Consider the following 22,540-nt stretch of genomic DNA (forward strand, 5'->3'; position numbering starts at 1 on the left):
TCTCAACAGTCCTTTAGCGGGCGTAGAACTCGACGACGAGCTGCTCGTCACACACCACGGGGACCTCGGAGCGCAGCGCCTTGCGGATCACCGTCGTACGCAGGTCCTCCACCACGGTGGACAGGTACGGCGCGGTGGGTCCGTCGAGGTGCGCGCCGGTGGCCGCGATCTGGAACGGCGGCTTCTGCCGGCTGCTCTCACGGACCTCGACGACCTGACCCGGCTTGAGCCGGTAGGACGGGCGGTCCACCTTCTTGCCGTCCACCGTGAAGTGGCCGTGGGCGACGAGCTGCCGCGCCTGGTAGATCGTGCGGGCGAGACCGGCGCGCTGCACGGTGGCGTCGAGCCGGCTCTCCAGGAACGCGACCAGGTTCTCGCCCGTCTTGCCCTCGCGACGGTGGGCTTCGTCGTACGCCGCACGCATCTGGGTCTCACTGATGTTGTACTGGTGCCGCAGGCGCTGCTTCTCGAGCAGCCGGACCTGGTAGTCGGACGCCTTACGCCGTCCGCGGCCGTGCACGCCGGGCGGGAACGGGCGCCGCTCGAAGTACTTCACACATTTGCGGGTCAGAGGGATGCCGAGAGCCCGCGACAGCCGGGCCTTGGGTCGGGAGTTGTTCACGGGCGATCTTTCTTCCTCCGGGGCAGGTGTTACGGTTAGCCTCGCCTTACTAAGGTAAGGCTAACCGATGCCCGGAGGATCCTGACATGCAGCCCACCCATGCCGAGGTCGCGCGAACACTTGCGGCCGGCCATCTGCCCGCCACCGCGCACATCGCCTGCCGACCGGGACCGCATCCGGTGCGGCACGTCACCGATGCCCAGGGCCGGGTGCTGCTGCTCTCGCCCCGCGACGGAGCCGTGACCGCGGCTCTGCGCCCCGGCCCGGACGTGGACGACACCGCGCTGGTCCTGGACATCGCCGACGTCCCGCCGGTCGCCGGCGCCCCGTCGCTGGGCCGCGTCTGGGTGGCCGGCTGGGCCACCCTGCTCGAAGGCGAGGAGGCCCGCCAGGCGGCGCTCGACTACGCCGACACGGACGCGGCGTCCGACCTGCTCGACATCAACGACACCCAGGTCATCCACCGGATGGACGTGGCCGAGGTGCGATACGAACGCAACAATGTGCTGGTCGACGTCGACCCGGACGACTACGCCGAGGCGACCCCCGACCCGCTGCGCCAGATCGAGTTCGACCTGATCGCCGACCTCTCCGACCACCACGTCACGGAGATGTCCGACTACGTGCGCCGCCAGCTCGGCCCGGCCGCCCGGCCCGGCGACGACCCCCGCGTCGTCCGCCTCGACCGGTACGGCTTCCTGGTCCGCACCGGCAAGCGCCTCGCCCGGTTGTCCTTCCCCCGCCCGGTCACCGACCGCCACGACCTGGCCCACCTGCTGCACCCGGTGCTCTGCCACCGCTGCGCCCACCAGGAGGAAGCCGCCTGACCTGGTGGCCTCCGCGCACCACCAGGTCGCGGGACCGTCGCTACCGGCTTTCGGAGGCTGGCCCTCACCATCGCCGCGCATCACCGAGATCTCGGTCATGCCGGGAAGGTCGCCGGACTAATAGCGCCCAGTCCCCGTTACAGCGCGAGAATCCGTTCCAGGAACTCTGTGTAGCTCCGCATCGCAATCCGCATACTCTCGGTATCCGGTGCCGAGGTGTCCCGGAGCGGGTCGAGCTCGTCCCGCTCGGCCAGCATCGACGCACTGAGCTCCTGGACCGCCTCGGTGAGCAGCCCCCGGGCCCGGGTCAGCGCCGCCACCGGGTCATCCACGAACTGAGCTTTCACCTCGTGCCACTCGCCGCGGAACTGTTCCCCGGCGGCAGGATCCCAGAACGAGATCGACGTCTCACCCACGTCACCGGGCCGCAACCGAGCCGAACCAGCAGCCTCCACGCCGGCCATCGGCTCACCCGCCCCGGTCCCGCCCGCCCCGGTCCTGTGTGGCTCGGCCACGTCTGCCTCGGCCCTGACCGGCTCGGCCCTGACCGGCTCGGCCCTGACCGGCTCGGCCCTGACCGGCTCGGCCATGTCTGCCTCGACCCTGCCCGCTTCGGCCTGGTCGGGCTCGGTCCCGGTCTCGCCCGCCGTGGTGTCGCCCGCGGTGGTCCCGGCCGTCTTGGTCCTTGCGTCGTCTGCTTCGGCCGATTCTGCCCTGACCTCGGCCGTCCTGGGCCCGTCTGCCAGGGTTGCGTCTGCCACGGTTGCGTCTGCCACGGTTGCCCCAGCACCGGTCCAGCTTGCCCCGGTCTGGCCTGTGCTGGTCTGGCCTGCATCGGTCCGGCCTGTGCCGGTCCGGCCTGTGCCGGTCACGGCGGCAATGGTCGCGCTGGTAACGGTTCCGGCCGCATCGGTTCCGGCCACCGTCTGGCCTGCGTCGTCTGTCTCCGTGAGGCGTTCCGGTTCCCCGACGGCCGCGATCGACTCGTTCTTCTCGGAGAACGTCGCCGTGCTCCAGGCCGCCAGGGGACGCACTTCCTCCTCCGCCGGCTCCGCGCGCCCCGCCAGTTCCTCCGGGCTGTCCACGTTGATCATGGACAACGCCGCGTATCCGGCGTCCGACTCAGTGCCTGCCGCTCGGCCGGCTTCCGTTCCAGCGCTGTTCGCGGTGCCGATGCCAGGTCCGGTGTGGAGCCCCGTCTCGGTGCCGGTCACTGTTTCCGCGGCGGCCTCGGTCTCCGGGACCACCTGGTAACCGGCCGGGCCGTCGTCGTCGGACCGGTCCCCTTCCTCCGCCGCGGCACGGCGACCGCCACGGTAGGAGTCCGGCGCCGATTCCAGCACGTCCTCCTCGCGGCTCCGGCGCCGGCCACCGGGCTGCTGCGGCGTACCCGTCGGAAGTCCCCGGACCGGCGCCGGGTGCAGCGGGTTCGGCGGCAGCGGGTCGACCCGTGCGGCGGCCGGCGTCGCGTCGGCCGCGGTCGGCTGGGGTGCCGTGGGCAGGTCGGACAGTTCGTCGTGGACCGCGGCTGCCCCGCTCGCGGTGGGCGGACCCGACACCGGCCAGGACGACACCGGTGCCGCGGACGGCTGCTCGGCGGCGGGCTGGGAGTGGTAGGTCGCCCGGTAGTGCTCCTCCTCGCTCACCGGCTGTCCGCTGACCGGCGCCGAAGCGGCGGTGAACGGGGCAGGCGGAGCCCATGGGCTGAGCGGTACGGGCTCGGAGGACACGTCGCCGGTCCCGGTCGCCGGTGTGTCCCGGTGCTGGGGCTCCGCGGGCGGGACCTGCGCCGAACCGGTGGCCGGGCGGGGGACCTGCGCCGAGCCGGTGGCCGTGGGCGGGACCGGGGCGGAACCGGTCGCCGGGCCGAGCGGATCGGTCAGGTAGTCAGGGGCGTGCTGCCCCCGGCCCCGGTCGACGTTCTCGGCGCCGTTCTCGCCCCAACTCGGGGAATCCCACGCGGGCGCGTCCGAACGGGGCATGTCCCACGCCTGGCCCGGGGTGTCCCAGGCCGGCGCCTCCGGGTGGCGCGAGTCGAAGTCCTGGAACTCCGCTTCGGGCTCCTCGGCACGGGGCTCGGGCACCGGCGGGTTGCCGGCCGCGGCGAACGGCGACGGGGCGTACAAGGGTGGGGTCTCCGGCGGATGCGGCGCGAACGGTGACCGCGACATCGACAGCGGGTTGCTCGGCGCCGGAGGTGTCCCGTACTCATCGTGGGAGTCGTCCTCCGAAGCGCTGTGCCCGTTGATACGGTGCCCGTTCGTCTCCACGGGTCCGAGGCCTCCCTGGTCGTCCCAACGTGCTACTGACACCTCACCGAGCAGCATGTCACCGCGCCGCCGGTTACCGAGGGCCACCATCTCGGTGTCCCCGTCCATGGTCCTGCCCTGCTCCGGCTCAGGCTCCGGCTCGTCACGCGACACCGGATCCGGAGTCGGCTCGGCATCGCCCGCCCATGCCGCCTCGAAGGCACTCACCGTCTCGTCCGGCCCGGCGTCGTGGGGCTCCTGAGCGACACCGAACGCCGGCCAGTGCCGATCAGCCCCCGGTACGAACGGTTCGGTCACCCGGAAAGGCTCGGCGACCGGCTGCACGGGCTCCGCGTTGGCAGCGGTCTCCGGGCGCTCGGCCGAGGACGCTTCACGGTCAGCAGGAGGTTGCGCGGCGGACCAGTCGCCCAGACCGAAATCCGGCCGGCGGTCGTCCTGATGAAAACCGTTCCGCCCGAATGGGGAAGGTTGCCCGAATGGAGTGGCACGCCCGAAAGGCGCAGGATGTTCGACCGGAGCCGGCTGCCCGGAGGCAGTGGGCTGGTCGCCGTCACCGGGCTGGTCACCAGCGGTGGTCTGCATGCTCGGATTGGTCCGCGTGCCCGCAAGGGGCTGCATGTCCGCAAGGGGCTGCATGTCCGCGGCGGGTTGTTCGTCGGAAACAGGCTGCACCCCGGGGGTGGCCTGCCCGTCGGCAACAGGCTGCTTGCCGGCGGTCGGCCGCTCGCCGGCATGGGGGTACGTGCCCGTGGCGGACCACTCGTCGGCAGCGGGTTGTCCGAAGGCGACCTCCGGCCCGGGCGCGATGGGCTGCCCGGCCGGAGCCGATCGGTCCCGACCTGCGGGCTGCTCGATCGCGCCGGGTTGCCCGGCTCCTGCCAACCGTCCAAGAGGCGCGGGTTGCCCGTGCGATGCGGGTTGCCCGTGCGGTGCGGGCTGTCCGTGCGGTGCGGGCTGTCCGTGCGGTGCGGGCTGTCCGTGCGGTGCGGGCTGCTCGAACGAGGCGGGTTGCCCGGGCGGGCCGGGTTGCGTGGACGGGTCGGGTCGACCGAACGGGGCAGGCTGTTCGAAGGCGGCCGGCCGGCCGAACGCTGCGGGTCGGCCGAACGGCGCGGGTCGGCTGAACGCGGCAGGCTGCTCGAACGGGGTCCGATCCGGGGCGGCGGACCGGTCCGGGGCGGCGGACCGGTCAATTGCGGCTGGCTGGTCTGAGGCAGCGGGATGACCAGAGGCGGCGGCCCGGTCCGAGTCGGCGGGATCGCCGGAGGCGGCTGGATCGGCTGAGGTTGCGGCCTGGTTCGAGGCGGTGGGCCGATCGAACCCGGTGGCCTGGTCAAACCCGGCCCGTTGGTCGAACCCGGCCCGTTGGTCGAACCCGGCCCGTTGGTCGAACGCGGCAAGCGGGTCGAGCCTGGCGTGCTGGTGGGAACTGGCGGCCTGGTGAGAACCGGCCCGTTGGTCGAATGCGGCACGTGGGTCGAGCTTGGCCTGCTGGTGGGAACTGGCGGCCTGGTGAGAACCGGCCCGTTGGTCGAATGCGGCACGTGGGTCGAGCCTGGCGTGCTGGTCGGAACCGGCAGCCTGGTCGGAAGCGGCCCGCTGGTTGGAACCGGCGTGCTGGTCGGAACCGGCGGGCTGGTCGGAACCGGCGGGCCGGGCCGGGGCGACGGGGCGGCCGAACGGTGCGGGCCGGTCGGGGGCGGGGGGCTGGTCCGGGGTCGGTGGGCGCTGCTGGGGTGGGGCGGCCGCCGGCTGGGCCTGGGGATCGGGTTCCTGGCGGAGATGCTGGGAGGCGAGCCGGAGCGGGTCCGAGGGGGCCGGGCGGGGCGTCGGGCGTTCGAACGCGGGGAACGAACCGGTCGGGAACGTGGCGGCCCGGGCCGGGGTGACGCCCCGGGGGAAGGGTTCCGGGATCGCCGCGGGGGTCGCCTGGCTGCCGCCGGAGGCCTCCGGGCTGCCGTTCGGGGCTGCCGGGCCATTGGAGGCGACGGGGCGGTCGAATGCCCACTGGCCGAAACCTGAGCGGCCAGGCGCCGGCGGCGGGGTGACCCGGCCGGCCGCGGTCCCGGGCGCCCGGGACGGTGCCGGGTTGGTGGGTGCCGGGTTGGTGGGTGCCGGGTCTGCGGGTGCCGGGGGGAACGATCGCGCTGCGGGGAAGGCCGCGGCGGCGGGGGAGAACGGCCGGATCGAGTCCTCGTCCCCCTGGGTGGGGAAGGCCGAGCGCGCTGAAGGCGCCGGACGGTCCGCGAAGGGCGGACGGCCGTTGAAGGCCGGGCCGTCGCCGGGGGCCGGGCCGTAGCCGGGGGCCGGGCCGTCGCCGGGGGCCGGGCCGTCGCCGGGGGCCGGGCCGTCGCCGGGGGCCGAGCCGTCGCCGCGGGCTGGGCGGTCACCGAAGGCTGCGCGGTCACCGAAGGCTGGGCGGTCGCCGGGGGCCGGGAGGTTCGGCGGGGGCGGAGCGGAAGACGGTGCCGGGTCCTCGGGCCGGGGTGGGCCGTCAGCGGGGGCCGGGTGGTCGGAAGGGGCCGGGTGGTCGGAAGGGGCCGGCCAGAAGCGGTCCGGGCCACGCGATTGGCGGCCGTCGTCGGGGGTGGCCGTCGGCTCCATCTGAACGTGACTCCTGTCGCGGTGGCGGCGCGTGGCCTGCCGGATGGGCCAGCGGGTGCGGGTGCGGCACCTTGACCGGCGCGGCGCACGACGACGGTACCGTCACCGGCACGGCGGTCACACCCCCTGTGCGGCTCCGTGACCGGATCGTGGGCTATCGGGTACGCCACGTGGACACTCGCGGTGGATGCGAGACAATCTGGCACTGTGCCAGTTACCGACCTCGAGAACCAGCCCGCCCGTCCGTCCTCCCTCGATCCGGCGATCGCCGCCCTGCTCAGTCGTAGCACCGATGGCCTGGTCGCCGCCATCGTGCGGGAGCATGACACCGGCGACGTCCTGATGCTGGCGTGGATGGACGACGAGGCGTTGCACCGCACGCTCACGTCCGGGCGGGCCACGTACTGGTCCCGGAGCCGGCAGGAATACTGGGTGAAGGGCGCTACGTCCGGTCACCACCAGTATGTGCGGTCGGTAGCCCTCGATTGTGACGGTGACGCTCTGTTGGTCACGGTCGATCAGGTGGGCGCCGCCTGCCACACCGGCACGCACACCTGTTTCTCGCAGCAGATCCCGGTCAGCAAGCCCGAGGGGAACTCATGACCAGCGGTACCGTCGTACCCGATGAGGCCGGTTTCCTCAGCCAGGCCGCGCGCCGCCGGGTCGTTCCCGTCACCCGGCGGCTGCTCGCCGACGGTGAGACGCCCGTCGGGGTGTATCGCAAGCTCGCCGGTGGCCCGGGCACGTTCCTGCTGGAGTCCGCGGAGCAGGGTGCCGGGTCCGCCGCCTGGTCGCGGTACTCCTTCATCGGCGTCCGCAGCGCGGCCACGCTGGTCGAGCGGGACGGGCAGGCGGCGTGGCTGGGCAGTCCCCCGGACGGCGTACCCCTCGATGGTGACCCTGTTGTCGCCCTGCGGGAGACGGTCGCGGCGCTGACCGCCCCGGAGGACCCGGGGACCAGTGCCGAGCTGCCGCCGCTGACCGGTGGGATGGTCGGTTATCTGAGCTATGACCTGATCCGGCGTTTCGAGCGGTTGCCCGTCACCGCGACCGACGACGTGCCGCTGCCCGAGCTGGGCATGATGCTCGCCACCGACCTGGTCGTGCTGGACCATTTCGACGGCTCGGCGATCCTGGTGGCCAACGCGGTGCTGCCGGCGGACGCCGGTGACGCGGCGGCCCGGGCGGCGTACCACCAGGCGGTCGGTCGTCTCGACGCCATGACCACCGCGTTGTCGCGGCCCACCCCGCCGATGATCTCCACGGTGGAGCGGGTGAAGCCGGGCGAGGTGATCAGCCGGACGGCTCCGGGTGACTACCAGAAGGCCGTCGAGACCGCGAAGGAGGCGATCCGGGCCGGCGAGTGCTTCCAGATCGTCGTCGCGCAGCGGTTCGAACGGGCCACCGACGCCGACCCGCTGGATGTCTACCGGGTGCTGCGGGCGACGAACCCCAGTCCGTACATGTATCTGTTGCGGTTCGACGATTTTGACATTGTCGGTTCGTCGCCGGAGGCACACCTCAAGGTCACCGCCGAGGACGACGGCGCGCGCCGGGCGATGCTGCATCCGATCGCCGGTACGCGCTGGCGCGGTGCGACCCCGGAGCTGGACAACGCGCTGGCCGCGGAGCTGCTCGCGGACCCGAAGGAACGCTCGGAGCACGTCATGCTGGTCGACCTGGGCCGCAACGACCTGGGCCGGGTCTGTCGCGCCGGCACGGTCGAGGTGCCGGATTTCGCCAGGATCGAGCGGTACAGCCACGTCATGCACATCGTGTCGACCGTGGTGGGCGAGCTGCGCGACGATCAGAGCGCGTTCGACGCCCTGGCCGCGACGTTCCCGGCGGGCACGCTCTCCGGGGCGCCCAAGGTCCGGGCCATGGAGATCATCGAGAGCCTCGAACCAACCCGCAGAGGACTGTACGGAGGGACTGTCGGCTACTTCGGTTTCGGCGGTGACCTGGACATGGCGATCGCCATCCGCACCGCTCTGATGCGCGCCGGCACCGCCTACGTGGGAGCGGGAGCGGGCATCGTGGCCGACTCCGATCCGGTCGCCGAGGAACAGGAGACCCGCAACAAGGCCGCCGCGGTCCTCGCCGCGATCGCCGCCGCCGAGACCCTGCGGGCAGCCCGCTGATGCCCGCCGACGATCCCACCACCCCGGCCGCCGCCCTGCCGGAGAAAGCCGGTCCCGCGCCGGCCGGAACAGCGGAGAGCGGGCCCGTGCAGGCCGGGTCCGGGGAGAGCGGGCCGTCGCCGGCGTATCAGCTCGGTGCGGCGGTGGTGCTCTGCGTGCTCGGTGCCGGCCTGGTCTGGTATCTCGCCTCCCGGGTCTGGACGGCCACGCTCGTGTCCGGGGTCAAGACCGACGAGACCGGTGCGGACGTGGCGCCGCTGGTGCCGGCACTGGCCCTGGTCGGGCTGGCCGCGGGCGGGGCGCTGCTGGCCACCCGGGGGCTGTTCCGGCGGATCCTGGGCGCGTTCGTGATGGTGGCCGGCCTCGCGGCGGGCGTCGCGGCGGTCATCGGCTGGACGTCGGTGCCCGCGGGGCCCAGCTCCAAGGTGACGGTCTACATGGTCGGGTGCGTGCTCGGCGGGATCGTGATCGCGCTGGGTGGCCTGTGGGCCCTGCGCCTGGGTCACCGGTGGCCGGCGATGGGTGCCCGCTACGAGCGCGGGGCGACCACGGCGCCGGCGGTCGACGACGACGGCCGGGTGGACGCCCGCGCGGCCTGGGACGCCCTCGACCGCGGCGACGACCCGACAAACCGGTGAGCCCGCGCCGACGGCGGTGAGGCCCGGAGGCGGCTCGGCCGGCCGGTAGGCCCGGCGGGCGGGAAGCTCAGCGGGCGGGAAGCTCAGCGGGCGGGAAGCTCAGCGGGCGGGGGAGACGCGGGTGCGGGTGGGGCGGTTGTTGCGGGGGCGGGGGCGCGCCGCGAGGGCCGCCACCATCTCGTCGACGTCCGCGCGGGCCTGGGCGCGGGCCTGGTCGGCGCGCATCGCCTCGTAGGCGTTGCCCTGGGCGGTGCGGACGTTGCGTTCGCCGACGATTTTCCGTTCCATGCCGGCGAGCATCTCGGCGGCGTACGAGACGACTGAGCGGGAGACGGCGATGAAACCGGTCTCTTCGACGACCATGTCAGCTCCACAAGGCGTAAGTCGGCAGCAAACTCGTGAACCAGTGTGCCCGAACCCCATCGTGCCGCAGTCGTATTTCAGCTGCGTGACACCACCGTCACAGTCGTCCGGGGTCAGCCGATCATCCAGGGTGCCGCAGGTCCGCGCGGTGGCGTGCGGCGAAACGCCCGGGGCGCGTGTGACAGAAGTGACACCTGCTCGCCCGGCAGCGCATTATGCCGCAGTCCATCTCGTGAGGATCGCCATACCCCGGGGGGCTGGACAGGACGGCGGCCACCTAGCATCGGGCCGAGGACACCCGGAGAGGGGAGTCGTTAGGTGACATCCGATCAGCGTGGTGCGGGACCGCAGAACGTGCTCGAGGAAATCCTCGCGGGGGTTCGCGAGGACGTAGCGGTCCGGCAGGAGAACGTCTCGCTCGACCAGGTGCGCGACCTCGCCGCGGCAGCTCCGCCGGCGATCGACGCGTACGCGGCGTTGCGTAAACCCGGTGTGGCGGTGATCGCGGAGGTGAAGCGGTCGTCGCCGTCCAAGGGCGCGCTCGCCGACATCCCCGATCCTGCCGTCCTGGCCGGAGAATATGCCGCCGGAGGCGCGCGCTGTATCAGCGTGCTGACCGAGGGCCGATGGTTCGGCGGGTCGCTGGCCGACCTGACCGCGGTGCGTGCGGCTGTCGGCGTGCCGGTGCTTCGCAAGGACTTCGTCGTCTCCAGCTACCAGGTGCACGAGGCCCGGGCCCACGGCGCCGACCTCGTCCTGCTGATCGTGGCGGCGCTCGAGCAGAACGTCCTGACGGGCCTGCTCGAGCGGATCGAGTCGCTGGGTATGACCGCGCTCGTCGAGGTGCACAACGAGGAAGAGGCCGACCGGGCACTGGACGCCGGTGCGCGGGTCATCGGGGTCAACGCCCGGGACCTGCGGACTCTCGAGGTGGACCGGTCGGTGTTCGAGCGGATCGCGCCGGGCCTGCCCAACAACGTCGTGAAGATCGCCGAGTCGGGGGTGCGCGGGCCGCACGACCTGATCCGGTACGCCTCCGCGGGGGCCGACGCGGTGCTGGTCGGCGAGGGCCTTGTCACCCAGAAGAGTCCCCGGGACGCGGTGGCGGAGCTGGTCAACGCCGGTAACCACCCGGCGACCCCGAGGCCCGTGCGATGACCGCACCCTCGTTGCCGGACCTGGCCGGGCACTTCGGCCGCTTCGGTGGGCGGTTCGTGCCCGAGGCGCTGGTCAAGGCGCTCGACGAGCTCGACGCCGCGTACCGTTCGGCCAAGACCGACCCGGTCTTCCAGGAGCGGTTCACGGGTCTGCTGCGCGACTACGCGGGCACGCCCTCGCTGCTGTACAGGGCGGAGCGGCTGTCGGCCGCGATCGGTGCGGAGGTCCTGCTCAAGCGGGAGGACCTCAACCACACCGGCGCGCACAAGGTCCGCAACGTGCTCGGGCAGGCGCTGCTGGCGAAGCGGATGGGCAAGCCGCGGGTGATCGCGGAGACCGGGGCCGGCCAGCACGGCGTCGCCAGTGCCACCGCGGCCGCGCTGCTCGACCTGGAGTGCGTCGTCTACATGGGCGAGACCGACACCGAGCGGCAGGCGCTGAACGTGGCGCGGATGCGGATGCTCGGCGCCACGGTCATCCCGGTGACGAACGGCTCGCGCACGCTCAAGGACGCGCTCAACGAGGCGCTGCGGGACTGGGTCTCCAGCGTCGACACCACGCACTACCTGCTCGGCACCGCCGCCGGGCCGCACCCGTTCCCGGAGATCGTCCGGGACTTCGTGGGCGGCATCGGCATCGAGGCCCGCGAGCAGTGCCTGACCCAGCTGGGCCGGCTGCCGGACGCGGTCGCGGCGTGCGTGGGCGGCGGGTCCAACGCGATCGGCATCTTCCACGCGTTCGTGCCGGACGAGGGCGTACGCCTGTACGGCTTCGAGGCCGGCGGCGACGGGGTGGAGACCGGGCGGCACGCGGCGTCGATCACCGGCGGCTCGTCGGGGGTCCTGCACGGCGCCCGCACGTACGTGCTGCAGGACGACGACGGCCAGACGGTCGAGTCGCACTCGATCTCGGCCGGCCTGGACTACCCGGGTGTCGGGCCGGAGCACGCGTGGCTGCACGACACCGGCCGGGCGGTCTACGAGCCGGTCACCGACGACGAGGCGATGGCCGCGTTCAAGCTGCTGTGCCGCACCGAGGGGATCATCCCGGCGATCGAGAGCGCGCACGCGCTCGCGGGTGCGCAGCGGATCGTCCCGCGGCTCACCGAGGAGCTGGGCCGGACGCCCACGATCGTGATCAACCTGTCCGGCCGCGGTGACAAGGACGTGCACACCGCCGGTGCGTATTTCGGCATTCTGGACAAGAACGAAGTGATCGTCCCGGGGGAAGTCACGTGAGCATCGCCGACACGTTCGGGAAGGCGAAGGCCGAGGGACGTTCGGTGCTGGTCGGCTGCATGCCGGCCGGTTTCCCGAACGTGGACGACTCGATCAGGTCGATGGTCGCGATGGCCGAGTCCGGCTGCGACGTCATCGAGGTCGAGCTGCCGTACTCCGATCCGGTGATGGACGGCCCGGTCATCCAGAAGGCCAGCGACATCGCGCTGGCCGGCGGGGTGCGCACCCGGGACACCCTGAAGATCATCGAGGCGGTCGCCGGCACCGGTGCCACGGTCGTCCTGATGACCTACTGGAACCCGGTCGAGAAGTACGGCGTGGACGCGTTCGCCCGTGACCTCGCCGCCGCCGGCGCCACCGGCATGATCACGCCGGACCTGATCCCGGACGAGGCCGGCGAGTGGATCGCCGCCGCGGACCGCTACGCGATCGACCGTACGTTCCTGGTGTCTCCCTCGTCGACCGGCGAGCGCCTGGCCATGACCGTCGGCAACTGCCGGGGCTTCGTCTACGCGACCGCGCTGATGGGGGTCACCGGAGCCCGTACCAGCGTGTCCTCGCAGGCCCCCGAGCTCGTCGCCCGGATCCGCGCGGTGGACCCGGGGATGCCGGTCGGGGTCGGTCTGGGGGTCGGCACCGGCGCGCAGGCGGCCGAGGTCGCGGCGTTCGCCGACGGGGTGATCGTGGGCAGCGCGCTCATCCGGTGTGTCCTGGAGGCTCCGGATCTCGCCACCGGGCACCGTAACCTGCGCGCGTTGAGTGCCGAGTTGGCCGAAGGCGTCCGCGCGGGCCAGCCCGCTTGATGATTCCCCCGCCGTCCGGCGGTAAGGTGCGCCCGTGAATTACGCCGCTATTCCCAGCCCGACGACGTCGGTGTGGCACCTCCTCGGCCTTCCCGTGCGGGCGTACGCGCTCTGCATCGTGCTCGGCATCGTGGTGGGCGTCCTCATCATGGAGCAGCGGCTGCGCCGCCGTGGGGTGGCGCCGTGGGCGTCGCTGGACATGGCGGTGTGGGCGGTGCCGTTCGGCATCATCGGGGCCCGGATCTACCACGTCATCAGTTCACCGGCGGACTACTTCGGCGACGGCGGTGAGCCGTTGCGGGTCTTCCAGATCTGGGAGGGCGGCCTCGGCATCTGGGGCGCCGTCGCCGGTGGCGCGCTCGGCGCCTGGCTGGCCGCCCGCCAGCTGGGCCTGCCGCTGTCGGTCTTCGCCGACGCGATCGCGCCCGCGCTGCCGGTCTCGCAGGCCATCGGCCGGTTCGGCAACTGGTTCAACAACGAGCTGTACGGCAGCGTCACCACGCTCCCGTGGGGTCTGCGGGTGCACGACATGGACCGGGCCAATCCCGGTCACGCCACCGTCATCGACGGCCAGGCGGTCACCCTGCCGGACCTCTACCACCCCACTTTCCTGTACGAAGCACTGTGGGACGTCGGCGTGGCGGTGCTCGTCTGGCTGCTCGACCGCAAGTTCAAGTTCGGCCGGGGACGCGCGTTCGCCATCTACGTCATGGCGTACACGGTCGGCCGCTGCTGGATCGAGATGCTGCGCATCGACGACGCCAACCACTTCTTCGGCGTACGCCTGAACGTCTTCACGGCGATCGTGGTGTTCCTCGGGGCGCTCATCTTCTTCCTGCTGGTGAAGGGGCCCCGCGAGTACGTCGTGCCGATCGACGCCCCGGACACCGCGCCGGAGCCGGCCGCGGAGAGCGACGTCAGCCAGGTCGACGTGGCGGGACCGCGGGAGGCCGCCAAGGCGCCCAAGGCCTATCAGGTCGTGAGCGAGGAAGAATTCCGGGAGTACGAACGTACGGGAATCCTGACGCGCAAGGGTGAGCCCGAGCCCGAGCCCGAGCCCGCTCCCGAGCCCGGCCCGGTGGAAGCCCCCGCCGAGTCCGCCGCCGACGAGCGTTAGGGACCGGGGCCCGGGCATGCGCACGGCCGTGGTCGTGGGCGCGGGTATGGCCGGGCTGGCCGCCGCCGGCGCGCTGGCCCGCGACGGCTGGCGGGTGACCCTGCTGGAACGCGGTGAACGGGTCGCGGCGCCACCGACCGCGCTGGTGCTGTGGCCCAACGGCCGCCGGGCCCTGGACGCGCTCGACCCCGACGGCGGCTGGTCGGCGATCGCCGCCCCGCTGCCCGACGGCGGTGTCCGCCGCCCCGACGGCCAGTTCCTGGTCGCCCCGCACACCCGGCCGGGCGCGGGCCCGGCACCCGCGGTCGTACACCTGGAGGACCTGTACGACGCCCTGGTCGCGGGTCTCGGCGAGAACGTCGAGATCCGTACCGGGGTCGAGATCACGAAGGTCCGGACCCACCGGGTGACGCGTCCCGCGGTGGGTGACGGCCGGGTCTTCTACGACGCCGACCTGATCGTGGCGGCGGACGGCATCGACAGCCCGATCCGGCACGCGCTCGCCCCCGAGGCGGTCGTCGTCGGCTCCGGTTTCGCCGCGTGGCAGGCGGTCGTCCCGGCGTTCCGGGCCCCGGCGCTCGCCCCCGACCAGGCCGCCGGCGGGGAGACCCTCGGTGCGGGCTACCGCTTCGTGTCGATGCCGCTGGGCGGGCGGGCAGCCGGCCGGGGCGGGGTCTACTGGGTGGCCACCGCGGCGGGCGCACCCCGCCCGGAGCCGCCGGCGACCCAGCTGGCCCTGCTGTGCCGGTGGTTCGCCGCGTGGCACCCGCCGGTCGGGGAGCTGCTCGCCGCCACCCGTCCGGAGGATCTCGTCCCGCAGGAGGTCCGCGAGCTGCGGCCGTTGCCGCGGTCCTACAGCTTCCGGTGCGGCACCGGGGGTGTGGTGCTGCTGGGCGACGCCGCCCACGCGATGCCGCACCACCTGGGCCAGGGCGCGTGTCTCGCGTTCGAGGACGCCGCCACGCTGCGCTCGCTGGTGGCCACCGCCGAGCCCGGCGCCGAGCTGGGTGCGGCGGTCGAGCAGTACGACCGGGCCCGGCGTCCGCGGACGGCGTCGGTGGTGCGCCAGACCCGCCGGATGTCCGCGGTCGTGCAGGCCCGCGGCCGGCTGGCCCTGCGCGCCCGCAACGCCGCCCTGGGCTCGCTGCGCCCGCGCATCCTCGGCCACGCCCACGGCTCGGCCGCCGACTGGCAGCCCCCGGAATAGCCCTCAGCCGGCAGCCGGCGGGACAGCTCAGCCGGCAGCCGGCGGGACGGCCCAGCCGGTCCGGCGGGCTCAGATGGTCGCGGCGGCGGGGGCGGCGATGCAGGCCGTGCCGGCGCGGCGGAAGCCGATCCGGGAGTACAACCGGGCGATGTCGTCGTCGCCGGCGGACAGGAAGACCACGTCGTCGCCGGATTCGAGGGCCCGGCGGGCGAGGTTGGCGGTCAGCTGCGACGCGTAACCGTGCCGGCGGGCCGATGGCAACGTGGCCACCCCGGCGACCTCGGCGACGCCGCCCACCCGCTGGACCGTGCCGCAGGCCAGGATGCCGGTCCCCGGTGCCTCGACGACCGCGCTGAGCAACCGCCCGGCGGCGTGCGCCCGGGTCTGTTCGGCGATGACGTCCGCGCCGGGGGCCGGCACCGCGTCGCGCTGCTCGGGACCGGCCGGCCCGATGACCAGCGCACCGGCCGTCGCGGTGCCGGGCGTGGCCGCCGGGGCGCCGAAACCGAGCCGGGACACCGCCTGCGACGCCGCGATGTCGGCGGCGAACCCCGGTGCGTCCGGGTCGAGGAACCGGACGGCCGCCCCGGGGATGGGCAACTCCGGCACCAGGGCCGCGCGGTCCAGCACCAGCAGCGGCGCGAGCAGCACGTCCAGCCCGGCCGAGCGGGCCACCGCGAGCAGATCCGGCGTGGTCTCGTGCACCCATTCGAAAGCCTCGGGTACGCCGAGCTCTCGTTGCCGGGCCCGTACAGCGGTAACATCAGCGGCGGACGGCGTCTCGGCGCCGTTCTTCCCGGATGGGCGGGGCCGGGCGTAATAGGGCCACCCCGCGCCCTCACGGACGAAGAGCACGAAGCCCCCGATGTCCTCCGCCACCGCGGCGGCACGGGGCACGGCGTCGTAGAAACGCTCCAGCCTGGGGAAGATCTCGGTATCCTCTAGCGCCACCGCGCGAGACTATCGAACCCGAGCCGAGCCTGTGTGATCTACAAGCACAAGTGCACCTGGCGGAGATCGGCGACGACTAACGTAGTATCTAGAGACTTTGCAGGGCCGACGTCGTCCCGACTTTGAATGGAAACACCAGTGACGATCGGAGGCCCGGTGGCTTTTGCGCACCCCCAGGGGACGAACCAGGGGCTTTACGACCCGGCCAGCGAGCGCGACGCGTGTGGTGTCGCGTTCGTCGCGGACCTGCACGGCCGCCGCTCGCATGACGTGGTCGCCAAGGGCCTTTCCGCCCTGATCCGGCTGGACCACCGTGGCGCCCGCGGTGCCGAGTACAACACCGGCGACGGCGCCGGCATTATGATCCAGGTCCCGGACACGTTCCTGCGCGGGATCGTCGATTTCGAGCTGCCCGCCCCCGGCGCGTACGCCACGGGTCTGGTCTTCCTGCCCACCGACGCCTCCGACGCCGCCCGGGCCATCGCGGTCTTCGAGAAGTACGCCCTGGTCGAGGGCGCCGAGATCCTGGGCTGGCGGGACGTCCCGGTGGACCCGTCCGGGCTGGGCGAGTCGGCCGAGGCCGCCCGTCCCACGATCAAGCAGGTCTTCATCGCGGCGGACCGGATCACCGGCGCCCGCACCGGGGAGCCGCTGAGCGGCCAGGAGCTCGACATCGTCGCGTTCTGCGTGCGCAAGCAGGCCGAACGCGAGACCCAGCAGCGCGGCATCGGCGCCTACTTCCCGTCGCTGTCGGCGCGGACCATCACGTACAAGGGCATGCTCACGCCGGACCAGCTGCCGGAATTCTTCCCGGACCTGACCGACGAGCGGGTGGACAGCGCGATCGCGCTGGTGCACTCGCGGTTCTCCACGAACACGTTCCCGTCGTGGCCGCTCGCCCACCCGTACCGCTTCATCGCGCACAACGGCGAGATCAACACCATCCGGGGCAACAAGAACTGGATGGCCGCCCGCGAGGCGCTGCTGAAGTCGCCGAACGTGCCGGGCAACATCAAGCGGCTGTTCCCCATCTGCACGCCCGAGGCGTCCGACTCGGCGAACTTCGACGCCGTGCTCGAGCTGCTGCACCTCTCCGGTCGCAGCCTGCCGCACTCGGTGCTGATGATGATCCCGGAGGCCTGGGAGAACGACCCGGGCATGGACGCCGCGCGGCGGTCGTTCTACCGCTTCCACGCGAGCCTCATGGAGCCGTGGGACGGCCCGGCCTCGGTGGCGTTCACCGACGGCACGATCATCGGTGCCGTGCTGGACCGCAACGGCCTGCGCCCCGGCCGCTGGTGGCACACCAGCGACGGCCTGGTGGTGCTGGGTTCCGAGGCGGGCGTGCTCGACCTCGACCCGTCGACGGTCGTCGCCAAGGGCCGGCTCCAGCCGGGCCGGATGTTCCTGGTCGACACCGCGGCCGGCCGGATCGTGCACGACGACGAGATCAAGGCCGAGCTGGCCGCCGCGCAGCCCTACGACGAGTGGCTGCACGCCGGGCTGATCGACCTCAAGGACCTGCCGCCGCGCGAGCACATCATCTACACGCACGACTCGGTGATGCGCCGCCAGCAGATCTTCGGTTACAGCGAGGAGGAGCTGAAGATCCTCGTCGCCCCGATGGCGCGCGCCGGTGCCGAGCCGCTCGGCTCGATGGGTACGGACACCCCGATCTCCCCGCTGTCGACCCGGCCCCGGCTGCTGTTCGACTATTTCCACCAGATGTTCGCCCAGGTCACCAACCCTCCGCTGGACGCGATCCGCGAGGAGATGGTGACCAGCCTGTCGATGACCATCGGGCCCGAGGGCAACCTGCTCGACCCGGGCCCGTCGAGCTGCCGGCAGATCGTGGTGCCGTACCCGATCCTCGACAACGACGAGCTCGCCAAGCTGCTCTCCATCGACGAGGACGGCGACCTGCCCGGGTTCAAGGCGGTCCGGGTCTCCGGGCTGTACCCGTTGCGGGACGGCGCGGCCGGCATCAAGGCCCGGCTGACCCAGATCTGCCGGCACGTGTCGGAGGCGATCGAGGACGGCGTACGCATCCTGGTGCTCTCCGACCGCGACTCCAACGCCGACCTGGCGCCGATCCCGTCGCTGCTGCTCACCGCCGCCGTGCACCAGCACCTCGTGCGCGAGCAGACCCGTACCCAGGTCGCGCTCGTGGTGGAGAGCGGCGACTGCCGGGAGGTGCACCACGCGGCCGTGCTCATCGGGTACGGCGCCGCGGCGGTCAACCCGTACCTCGCGTTCGAGACGGTCGACGACCTCATCGCGACCGGCCCGCTCGCCGGGATGGAGTCGCAGAAGGCGGTCCGCAACTACGTCAAGGCGCTCGGCAAGGGCGTCCTGAAGATCATGTCCAAGATGGGCATCTCGACGGTGTCGTCGTACTGCGGCGCGCAGGTGTTCGAGGCCGTCGGCCTGGACAACAAGCTGCTGCAGCGCTACTTCGCCGGCACCTCCGGGCGGATCGGCGGCTCCGGCCTGGCCGAGATCCACGCCGAGGTGGCCGCCCGGCACGACAAGGCGTACCCGAAGAACCCGGCCGAGCGCAGCCACCGCCGCCTCGAGGTCGGCGGCGAGTATCAGTGGCGTCGTGAGGGCGAGGTCCACCTGTTCAACCCGGAGACCGTCTTCCTGCTGCAGCACGCCACCCGCAGCAAGCAGTACGACGTCTTCAAGCAGTACACCGAGAAGGTCGACGGGCTGTCCGCGAAGGCGGGTTCGCTGCGCGGGCTGTTCCGCTTCAGCCCGGACCGGGTGCCGGTGCCGCTGGACGAGGTCGAGCCGGCGTCGGAGATCGTGAAGCGCTTCGCGACCGGTGCCATGTCCTACGGCTCGATCTCCGCGGAGTCGCACGAGACCCTGGCCATCGCCATGAACCGGCTCGGCGCCAAGTCGAACACCGGTGAGGGCGGCGAGGACGTCGAGCGGCTGTACGACCCGGCGCGGCGCTCCAGCGTCAAGCAGATCGCGTCCGGCCGCTTCGGCGTGACCAGCGAATACCTCGTGAACGCGGACGACCTGCAGATCAAGATGGCGCAGGGCGCGAAGCCGGGCGAGGGTGGCCAGCTGCCCGGCAACAAGGTGTGGCCGTGGATCGCCAAGACCCGCCACGCGACGCCGGGCGTCGGGCTCATCTCGCCGCCGCCGCACCACGACATCTACTCCATCGAGGACCTCGCGCAGCTGGTCCACGACCTCAAGAACGTCAACCCCGCGGCCCGCGTACACGTGAAGCTGGTGTCCGAGATCGGGGTCGGCACCGTCGCGGCCGGCGTGGCCAAGCTCAAGGCCGACGTCATCCTGATCTCCGGCCACGACGGCGGGACGGGCGCGTCGCCGCTCAACTCGCTCAAGCACGCCGGTTCGCCCTGGGAGCTCGGCCTGGCCGAGGCGCAGCAGACGTTGCTGCTCAACAAGCTGCGCGACCGGGTCACCGTGCAGGTCGACGGCCAGCTCAAGACCGGCCGCGACGTGATCATCGCGGCGCTGCTCGGCGCCGAGGAGTTCGGCTTCGCGACCGCGCCGCTGATCGTGTCCGGCTGCATCATGATGCGCGTCTGTCACCTGGACACCTGTCCGGTCGGCATCGCGACGCAGAATCCGGTGCTGCGCGAGCGGTACACCGGCAAGCCCGAGTTCGTCGAGAACTTCTTCCTGTTCCTCGCCGAGGAGGTCCGCGGTTACCTGGCCGAACTGGGCTTCCGCACCATCGACGAGGCGATCGGGCACGCCGAGGTGCTCGACGTGCTGCCCGCGGTCGACCACTGGAAGGCCAAGGGCCTCGACCTCGCGCCGGTGCTGTTCGTGCCGGAGCTGCCCGAGGGCGCGTCGCGCCGCGGCATCGTCGCGCAGGACCACGGCCTGGACAAGGCGCTCGACAACGAGCTGATCGCGCTGGCCCAGCCGGCGCTCACCGGGGGCCACGAGGTCCGGGCCGAGGTCCGGGTCCGCAACGACCACCGCAGCGTCGGCGCGATGCTCGGCGGCGAGGTCACCCGGCGTTACGGCGGCAACGGCCTGCCGGACAACACCATCTCGTTCACCCTGCGGGGCACCGGTGGCCAGTCGTTCGGCGCGTTCCTGCCGCGCGGCGTGACGCTGCGGCTCATCGGCGACACCAACGACTACGTCGCCAAGGGCCTGTCCGGCGGCCGGGTCGCGATCCGTCCCGCCGAGGACGCGCCGTTCGTCGCCGAGGACAACATCATCGCGGGCAACACCATCCTGTACGGGGCCACGGGCGGCGAGGTGTTCCTGCGCGGCAAGGCGGGGGAGCGGTTCGCGGTCCGCAACTCCGGCGCCTCCGCGGTCGTGGAGGGCGTCGGCGACCACGGCTGCGAGTACATGACCGGTGGCCACGTGGTGGTGCTCGGCCCGGTCGGGCGCAACTTCGCGGCCGGCATGAGCGGCGGCACCGCGTACCTGCTGGATCTCGATCCCTCGAAGGTGAACCCGGAGCTGGTCGACCTGGCGCCGCTCACCGCCGAGGAGCGGGAGACGCTGCACACGCTGGTGACCCGGCACCTCGACGAGACCGGTTCGGCGGTGGCCGAGCGGCTGCTCGAGGACTGGCCGGCCGCGGTGACGGGCTTCACCGCCGTCGTGCCGCGCGACTACAAGCGAGTGATGGAACTGATCAAGACCGCCGAGGCTGCCGGTCGCAACGTCGACGAGGCGGTTATGGGGGTCACCCGTGCCTGATCCGAACGGTTTCCTGAGGTACGAGCGGCAGCTGCCCGCGCGCAGGCCGGTGCCGGTCCGCATCCGGGACTGGAGCGAGGTGTACCCGCCGGCCGGCGAGGAGCTCATCCGCGACCAGGCCACCCGGTGCATGGACTGCGGCATCCCGTTCTGTCACGAGGGCTGTCCGCTGGGCAACCGCATCCCGGACTGGAACGACCTGGTCCGGACCGGTGCGTGGGCGTCGGCGGCGGAGAGCCTGCACGCGACGAACAACTTCCCGGAGTTCACCGGGCGGCTCTGCCCCGCGCCCTGCGAGGCGGCCTGTGTGCTCGGCATCGCCGACGACCCGGTCACCATCAAGCAGGTCGAGGTGGAGATCGCCAACCACGCGTTCGACCTCGGGTACGTCCAGCCGCAGCCGCCGGTCACGCTCTCCGGCAAGTCGGTCGCCGTGGTCGGCTCCGGGCCCGCGGGCCTGGCCGCCGCCCAGCAGCTGGCCCGGGCCGGGCACGCGGTGACGGTGTTCGAGCGCGACGACCGCATCGGCGGCCTGCTGCGGTACGGCATCCCGGACTTCAAGCTGGAGAAGGAGCGCATCGACGCCCGGATGGCCCAGATGGTGGCCGAGGGTGTCGAGTTCCGCACCGGCGTGAACGTCGGGGTCGACGTGTCCGCGGCCGAGCTGCGCGAGCGGTTCGACGCGGTGCTGCTCACCTGTGGCGCGCTCACCGGCCGCGACACCCCGGGCACCCCGGGGCGCGAGCTGAACGGCGTACACCTGGCCATGGACCACCTCGTCCCGGCCAACCGGGTCGTGGCGGGCCTGCAGCCGTTCGCGGAGATCGACGCGGCCGGCAAGCACGTCGTGATCATCGGTGGCGGTGACACCGGCGCGGACTGCCTCGGCGTCGCCCACCGTCAGGGCGCGGCCGAGGTCATCCAGCTCGACCAGTACCCCCTGCCCCCGGACACCCGCGTCGCCGGCCTGCACCCGTGGCCGACCTGGCCGGTCATCCTGCGCAACTACGCCGCGCACGAGGAGGGCGGCGAACGCGTCTTCGGGGTGGCCGTGCAGGAGTTCGTGGACGACGGCGACGGCAACGTCGCCGCGGTCCGGGTCGCCGAGGTCGTCGTCGAACGCATCGACGGCGTCCGTACGATCACCGTCACCCCGGGCTCCGAGCGGGACCTGCGCGCCGAGCTGGTGCTGCTCGCCATCGGCTTCGAGGGCACCGAGCAGCAGCCGCTGCTCGAGCAGTTCGGCGTGACGCGCAACCCGCGCGGCGCGGTGGACGCCCGCGACGACTGGCAGACCGAGGCCGACGGCGTCTTCGTGGCCGGTGACATGCACCGCGGCGCGTCCCTGATCGTGTGGGCGATCGCGGAGGGCCGGTCCGCGGCCGCCGCCATCCACACCTACCTGGGTGCCTACGGCGAGCTGCCGGCTCCGGTGTCCCCGTCCTCGCAGCCGCTCGCGGCGACCCGCTGACGACCGGGCCCGGCGTCCGCGCCGGGCCCTGTCCCGTTCTCCCGCGGCATCCCGGTCCCGTTCTCCCGCAGCATCATCGCGTGATGGCGGCGCCACAGTTCCAGCTCGGCGGGGTCGGCGCCGCACGCGTGCAGCAGCGGCGCGACCAGGGTTTCCCAGTCGGGCGGTGCGCCGACCGCGCCGGCCAGCATGTCGTCGACCCGGCGCTGGTCCAGCCCCAGTCGCCGGACCAGGTGCGGCACGGAGAGCCCGGACGTCCGGACCGCTCGGTCCACATCCGCGCAGAAGTCGCTGACGGCGTTGCCTGGCATGTGCTTCCCCAGCCCTTCCCGACCAGCGAGACCCCGCGGAAGAACCTAGTGGCAAACGTGCGGGCGCGATGCCCCGCTCGCCGGGTGGCGCCCGCTCCTCTGGCAA

Annotated in this window: 16 protein-coding genes; 11 read left to right on the forward strand and 5 right to left on the reverse strand. The window is 72.6% G+C overall.

Annotated features, from left to right (window positions below; all coding sequences use genetic code 11):
* Positions 1-13 precede the first annotated feature (13 nt).
* On the reverse strand, positions 14-622 hold the full coding sequence (rpsD, locus tag ACIA6A_RS14950; RefSeq protein ID WP_396098160.1) for a 30S ribosomal protein S4: 609 nt from the start codon (positions 620-622) through the stop codon (positions 14-16).
* 86 nt (positions 623-708) lie between these two features.
* Here rpsD and ACIA6A_RS14955 point away from each other — a divergent pair, with 86 nt between their 5' ends.
* Positions 709-1,449, forward strand: a complete 741-nt coding sequence (locus tag ACIA6A_RS14955; RefSeq protein ID WP_396098161.1) for a DUF2470 domain-containing protein — start codon at positions 709-711, stop codon at positions 1,447-1,449.
* A gap of 137 nt (positions 1,450-1,586) precedes the next feature.
* Here ACIA6A_RS14955 and ACIA6A_RS14960 read toward each other — a convergent pair whose 3' ends face one another.
* Entirely contained in the window at positions 1,587-4,016 is a 2,430-nt protein-coding gene (locus tag ACIA6A_RS14960; RefSeq protein ID WP_396098163.1) for a hypothetical protein, read from the reverse strand.
* A 2,514-nt stretch (positions 4,017-6,530) separates the two neighbouring features.
* On the opposite strand from ACIA6A_RS14960, the gene hisI reads away from it, so the two are divergent.
* The 3 genes from hisI to ACIA6A_RS14975 are packed head-to-tail and all read left to right on the forward strand — an operon-like array spanning position 6,531 to position 9,102.
* Complete coding sequence (gene hisI / locus ACIA6A_RS14965; RefSeq protein WP_396098164.1) at positions 6,531-6,926, forward strand: phosphoribosyl-AMP cyclohydrolase; 396 nt, start codon at positions 6,531-6,533, stop codon at positions 6,924-6,926.
* The gene (locus tag ACIA6A_RS14970) at positions 6,923-8,464 is read left to right on the forward strand and encodes an anthranilate synthase component I (RefSeq protein ID WP_396098165.1); all 1,542 of its coding nucleotides are present in this window, start codon (positions 6,923-6,925) and stop codon (positions 8,462-8,464) included. Before hisI ends, ACIA6A_RS14970 begins: the two co-directional genes overlap by 4 nt.
* Complete coding sequence (locus ACIA6A_RS14975; protein WP_396098166.1) at positions 8,464-9,102, forward strand: Trp biosynthesis-associated membrane protein; 639 nt, start codon at positions 8,464-8,466, stop codon at positions 9,100-9,102. The genes ACIA6A_RS14970 and ACIA6A_RS14975 overlap by 1 nt, the downstream gene beginning before the upstream one ends.
* A gap of 99 nt (positions 9,103-9,201) precedes the next feature.
* On the opposite strand, the gene ACIA6A_RS14980 is transcribed toward ACIA6A_RS14975, so the two are convergent.
* Positions 9,202-9,465 (reverse strand): hypothetical protein, encoded by a 264-nt coding sequence (locus tag ACIA6A_RS14980; RefSeq protein ID WP_396098167.1) that lies wholly within the window; start codon positions 9,463-9,465, stop codon positions 9,202-9,204.
* A gap of 354 nt (positions 9,466-9,819) precedes the next feature.
* Between ACIA6A_RS14980 and trpC the strand changes: the two genes are divergently transcribed.
* From trpC to ACIA6A_RS15005, 5 genes are read left to right on the forward strand one after another with little or no spacing between them, the layout of a single operon-like run.
* Positions 9,820-10,623 (forward strand): indole-3-glycerol phosphate synthase TrpC, encoded by an 804-nt coding sequence (trpC, locus tag ACIA6A_RS14985; protein WP_396098548.1) that lies wholly within the window; start codon positions 9,820-9,822, stop codon positions 10,621-10,623.
* Positions 10,620-11,861, forward strand: a complete 1,242-nt coding sequence (gene trpB, locus ACIA6A_RS14990) for a tryptophan synthase subunit beta (protein ID WP_396098168.1) — start codon at positions 10,620-10,622, stop codon at positions 11,859-11,861. Before trpC ends, trpB begins: the two co-directional genes overlap by 4 nt.
* Positions 11,858-12,664: a tryptophan synthase subunit alpha gene (gene trpA / locus ACIA6A_RS14995; protein ID WP_396098170.1), complete on the forward strand. Its 807-nt coding sequence runs from the start codon at positions 11,858-11,860 to the stop codon at positions 12,662-12,664. Before trpB ends, trpA begins: the two co-directional genes overlap by 4 nt.
* Before the next feature lie 34 nt (positions 12,665-12,698).
* On the forward strand, positions 12,699-13,781 hold the full coding sequence (gene lgt / locus ACIA6A_RS15000; RefSeq protein WP_396098171.1) for a prolipoprotein diacylglyceryl transferase: 1,083 nt from the start codon (positions 12,699-12,701) through the stop codon (positions 13,779-13,781).
* A gap of 16 nt (positions 13,782-13,797) precedes the next feature.
* Positions 13,798-14,988, forward strand: coding sequence for an FAD-dependent oxidoreductase (locus ACIA6A_RS15005; protein WP_396098172.1), 1,191 nt, complete (start codon positions 13,798-13,800; stop codon positions 14,986-14,988).
* Positions 14,989-15,057: 69 nt separating this feature from the next.
* On the opposite strand, the gene ACIA6A_RS15010 is transcribed toward ACIA6A_RS15005, so the two are convergent.
* Positions 15,058-15,939 carry a GNAT family N-acetyltransferase gene (locus ACIA6A_RS15010; RefSeq protein WP_396098173.1) on the reverse strand — a complete coding sequence of 294 codons (882 nt, stop codon included), beginning with the start codon at positions 15,937-15,939 and terminating at the stop codon, positions 15,058-15,060.
* A 126-nt stretch (positions 15,940-16,065) separates the two neighbouring features.
* On the opposite strand from ACIA6A_RS15010, the gene gltB reads away from it, so the two are divergent.
* Positions 16,066-20,652: a glutamate synthase large subunit gene (gltB, locus tag ACIA6A_RS15015; protein ID WP_396098174.1), complete on the forward strand. Its 4,587-nt coding sequence runs from the start codon at positions 16,066-16,068 to the stop codon at positions 20,650-20,652.
* Complete coding sequence (locus ACIA6A_RS15020; RefSeq protein WP_396098175.1) at positions 20,645-22,123, forward strand: glutamate synthase subunit beta; 1,479 nt, start codon at positions 20,645-20,647, stop codon at positions 22,121-22,123. The genes gltB and ACIA6A_RS15020 overlap by 8 nt, the downstream gene beginning before the upstream one ends.
* Here ACIA6A_RS15020 and ACIA6A_RS15025 read toward each other — a convergent pair.
* On the reverse strand, positions 22,063-22,434 hold the full coding sequence (locus tag ACIA6A_RS15025) for a hypothetical protein (protein WP_396098176.1): 372 nt from the start codon (positions 22,432-22,434) through the stop codon (positions 22,063-22,065). The two genes, ACIA6A_RS15020 and ACIA6A_RS15025, sit on opposite strands and share 61 nt — an antisense overlap.
* Between the last annotated feature and the right edge of the window lie 106 nt (positions 22,435-22,540).

The sequence above is a fragment of the Actinoplanes sp. NPDC051494 genome, assembly GCF_044454705.1.
In the GTDB taxonomy this organism is placed as follows: Bacteria; Actinomycetota; Actinomycetes; order Mycobacteriales; family Micromonosporaceae; genus Actinoplanes.

What these genes read in the sequence shown, in the direction of transcription:
- ACIA6A_RS14980 (WP_396098167.1), bottom strand. Translation starts at nt 9,465, where the DNA reads ATGGTCGTCGAAGAGACCGGTTTCATCGCCGTCTCCCGCTCAGTCGTC.
- ACIA6A_RS15005 (WP_396098172.1), top strand. Translation starts at nt 13,798, where the DNA reads ATGCGCACGGCCGTGGTCGTGGGCGCGGGTATGGCCGGGCTGGCCGCC.
- ACIA6A_RS14970 (WP_396098165.1), top strand. Translation starts at nt 6,923, where the DNA reads ATGACCAGCGGTACCGTCGTACCCGATGAGGCCGGTTTCCTCAGCCAG.
- gltB (WP_396098174.1), top strand. Translation starts at nt 16,066, where the DNA reads ATGGAAACACCAGTGACGATCGGAGGCCCGGTGGCTTTTGCGCACCCC.
- ACIA6A_RS14975 (WP_396098166.1), top strand. Translation starts at nt 8,464, where the DNA reads ATGCCCGCCGACGATCCCACCACCCCGGCCGCCGCCCTGCCGGAGAAA.
- ACIA6A_RS15025 (WP_396098176.1), bottom strand. Translation starts at nt 22,434, where the DNA reads ATGCCAGGCAACGCCGTCAGCGACTTCTGCGCGGATGTGGACCGAGCG.
- trpB (WP_396098168.1), top strand. Translation starts at nt 10,620, where the DNA reads ATGACCGCACCCTCGTTGCCGGACCTGGCCGGGCACTTCGGCCGCTTC.
- ACIA6A_RS14955 (WP_396098161.1), top strand. Translation starts at nt 709, where the DNA reads ATGCAGCCCACCCATGCCGAGGTCGCGCGAACACTTGCGGCCGGCCAT.